Origin of the sequence: Catellatospora coxensis (genome assembly GCF_016862635.1) — a bacterium.
Taxonomy (GTDB): domain Bacteria; phylum Actinomycetota; class Actinomycetes; order Mycobacteriales; family Micromonosporaceae; genus Catellatospora; species Catellatospora coxensis.
Genome location: NZ_BONI01000176.1, coordinates 1 through 2,636 on the forward strand (window position 1 = coordinate 1; position 2,636 = coordinate 2,636).

Genomic DNA, 2,636 nt, shown 5'->3' on the forward strand with positions numbered 1-2,636 from the left:
GAACCCGCCAGCACGTCGCCACGGTCGAGGAGCCCAAGCGCATCATCCTGATCGACGAGCTGGCGACCCTGACCGCCTACGGCGACAAGAAGACCACCGACCGCGTCAAAGCCGCGCTCGCGCTGATCCTCACTAAGGGCCGCGCTGCAGGTATCCACGTCGTGGCCCTGGTCCAGGACGGCCGCAAGGAAGTCGTCCCGCTGCGCAACCTGTTCGCGATCCGGGTCGGGCTGCGCATGGTCGAACCCGCCGAGGTCGACCTGGTGCTCGGTGAGAACGCCCGCGACCGTGGCGCGCTGTGCGACCTCATCCCCCGCTCCATGCCGGGTGTGGGCTACGTGGTCGACGGCGACGCCGACCCCGAACGCATCCGCATCGGCTACCCGACCGACTCCGACATCACCGCTCTGGTCGCCGACTACGCCCCCGCCCACGCCGGACAGGAGCACTGACCATGAACACCGACACTCGTGGTCGCGGCTGGTCGCGCTTCGGCGCGCTGCTGGGCGGCGTCATCTCCGTGGCCGCCAACGTCGCCCACTCCTACATCCCCCCGGCCGGTGCCCCGGCCGACTGGCAGCCGATGCCCGGCGCGGTCGTCGGCTCGATCGTCTGGCCCGTGATCCTGTTCGTCGCGATCGAGATCCTGGTCCGGGTCGCCTGGCCGCTCGGCCGACAGTGGGCCGTGCTGCGCTTCGGCGGCATGATCCCCGTCGCCCTCGTCGCCGGCGTCGTGTCCTACCGGCACCTGTCGTCCCTGCTGACCTACTACGGCGAGGACCGCCTGGTCTCCGCGCTCGGCCCCCTCGCCATCGACGGCCTCATGATCATGGCCACCGGGGCTCTGCTGGTCATCGGCCACCGCACCTCCACGCCCGTCCAGGACGCCAGCCCGACACCAGAGCCCGTCCCGGACGCCCGTCGCCGTCCCCAGGACGTCCCCGCGCCGTCCCCGACGTCCCTTCCCGTCCCGGACGAACGCTCCCCGCACGTCCCCGCCGTCCCGCAAACGCCCCCGGCCGTCCCGGCCGTCCTGGTGGCTGAGGACCGTCCTGAGCCCGCCGTTCCGGCTGTCGTGGTACGGGCGGTCGCGCCGGCCATCACCAACGTGCCCGTCCTGGACCGGCGACCGGTCACCGACTGGCCCGCCCCGCCGCTGCCGGCAGACCTGCTCGACCGCGCCCGCGCCGCCGCCACCGAGCACGAGCAGACCAACGGTCGGCCGATCACCCGCGATGAGCTGCGGGCGGTCCTGCGGGTCAGCAACGACACCACCGGCCAGATCATGCGCACCCTCGGCCTGACCGCCCCGCGCACCTCCATCGCCGGCGTCAACGGCACGCCGCTGCCGGAGGTCGCCCGATGAACACGTTCGCGCCGACTGCGGTGGACCTGTTCGCCGGGATCGGCGGGTTCAGCCTCGGCCTGACCCGCGCCGGATTCGCCATCACTCACCAGGTCGAGATCAACCCGTTCTGCCGGTCCGTCCTCGCCCGCCACTTCCCGGAGGTGACCCGCCATGACGACGTCAACACGTTCCCGCAGGCGTGGACCGGCACCGGACACGCTTCCCCTGTCCTGGTCTGCGCCGGTGCCCCCTGCCAGCCCTTCTCCACCGAGGGCAAGCGACGCGGCGTCAACGACGAGCGGTGGCTGTGGCCGGCTGTCGTCGACACCCTTCGCGTACTTCGACCCCGGTACCTGCTCATGGAGAACGTTCCAGCTCTGCTTGCCGACCGTCACGCCTTCGGGATCATCCTCGCCGACCTGGCCGCGCTCGGGTTCGATGCGCAATGGGCAGTGCTATCAGCGGCAGACTTCGGCGCACCGCACCCGCGTGAACGGCTCATCCTCGTGGCCCACCCCCAGGGCCGCGATGGGAGCCAACGGGATCTGCTGGGCCAGGGCCGAGAGCGGCGCTCACCGCTCGCAGCTGGAGGACTTCCTGGCCTGGCAGCACATCACCGCCGGCGGGCAGCGGATGACTGGATGGCACGTCAACCCGACGTGGCTCGACTGGCTCATGGGATTCCCCGCCAACTGGACCGCTTGCACGCCCTCGGCAACGCCGTCGTGCCCGCCCTGGTCGAGCACATCGGCCGACTGATCCTCGCCGACCACACCGACTCGATCGCCAGGACGGGGCGCTGACATGGACACCACCGCATCGTTCGCCGCCGCGTTCGCCGGGCTGTACGCCGCGCACCAGGTCGCCGACCACTGGGTGCAGACCCAGCACCAGGCCGACCACAAAGGCCGCCCCGGCTGGCCCGGCCGTATCGCCTGCCTGGCCCACGTCACCACCTACACCGCCACCGGGCTGCTCGCCCTGGTCGTGGTCGCGGTAGTCACCGGACTGCACCTGCGACCGGTTCCGCTGGCCGTGGGACTGGCGGTGTCTGCAGTGAGCCACTACATCGCCGACCGGCGCACCCCGCTCAAGCGCATCGCCGACCTGCTCGGCTCCGGCCGCTTCCACGCCCTGGGCGCGCCCCGGCCCGGCCACGACGACAACCCGAGCTTGGGCACCGGCGCCTACGCCCTGGACCAGTCCTGGCACATCGGGTTCCTGTTCGCCGCCGCGCTGATCATCGCCTGACCCAACGCCCCGCTTCACCTGCTGCGACACCTCGAAA

General features: G+C 71.5%; 3 protein-coding genes and 1 pseudogene. All 4 read left to right on the top strand.

Annotated elements, in window-relative coordinates; translation table 11 throughout:
• Positions 1-452 (top strand): annotated as a pseudogene (locus Cco03nite_RS41795) (FtsK/SpoIIIE domain-containing protein); the annotation flags it as partial.
• 2 nt (positions 453-454) lie between these two features.
• The gene (locus Cco03nite_RS41800; protein ID WP_203699603.1) at positions 455-1,366 is read left to right on the top strand and encodes a hypothetical protein; all 912 of its coding nucleotides are present in this window, start codon (positions 455-457) and stop codon (positions 1,364-1,366) included.
• Positions 1,363-2,151, top strand: a complete 789-nt coding sequence (locus Cco03nite_RS41805) for a DNA cytosine methyltransferase (RefSeq protein ID WP_203699604.1) — start codon at positions 1,363-1,365, stop codon at positions 2,149-2,151. The genes Cco03nite_RS41800 and Cco03nite_RS41805 overlap by 4 nt, the downstream gene beginning before the upstream one ends.
• A 1-nt stretch (position 2,152) precedes the next feature.
• On the top strand, positions 2,153-2,599 hold the full coding sequence (locus Cco03nite_RS41810; RefSeq protein ID WP_203699605.1) for a DUF3307 domain-containing protein: 447 nt from the start codon (positions 2,153-2,155) through the stop codon (positions 2,597-2,599).
• The last annotated feature ends 37 nt before the right edge of the window (positions 2,600-2,636 follow it).

Excerpts from the sequence above, each read along its gene's own strand:
- Cco03nite_RS41800 (WP_203699603.1), top strand. The coding sequence starts at position 455 with ATGAACACCGACACTCGTGGTCGCGGCTGGTCGCGCTTCGGCGCGCTG.
- Cco03nite_RS41805 (WP_203699604.1), top strand. The coding sequence starts at position 1,363 with ATGAACACGTTCGCGCCGACTGCGGTGGACCTGTTCGCCGGGATCGGC.
- Cco03nite_RS41810 (WP_203699605.1), top strand. The coding sequence starts at position 2,153 with ATGGACACCACCGCATCGTTCGCCGCCGCGTTCGCCGGGCTGTACGCC.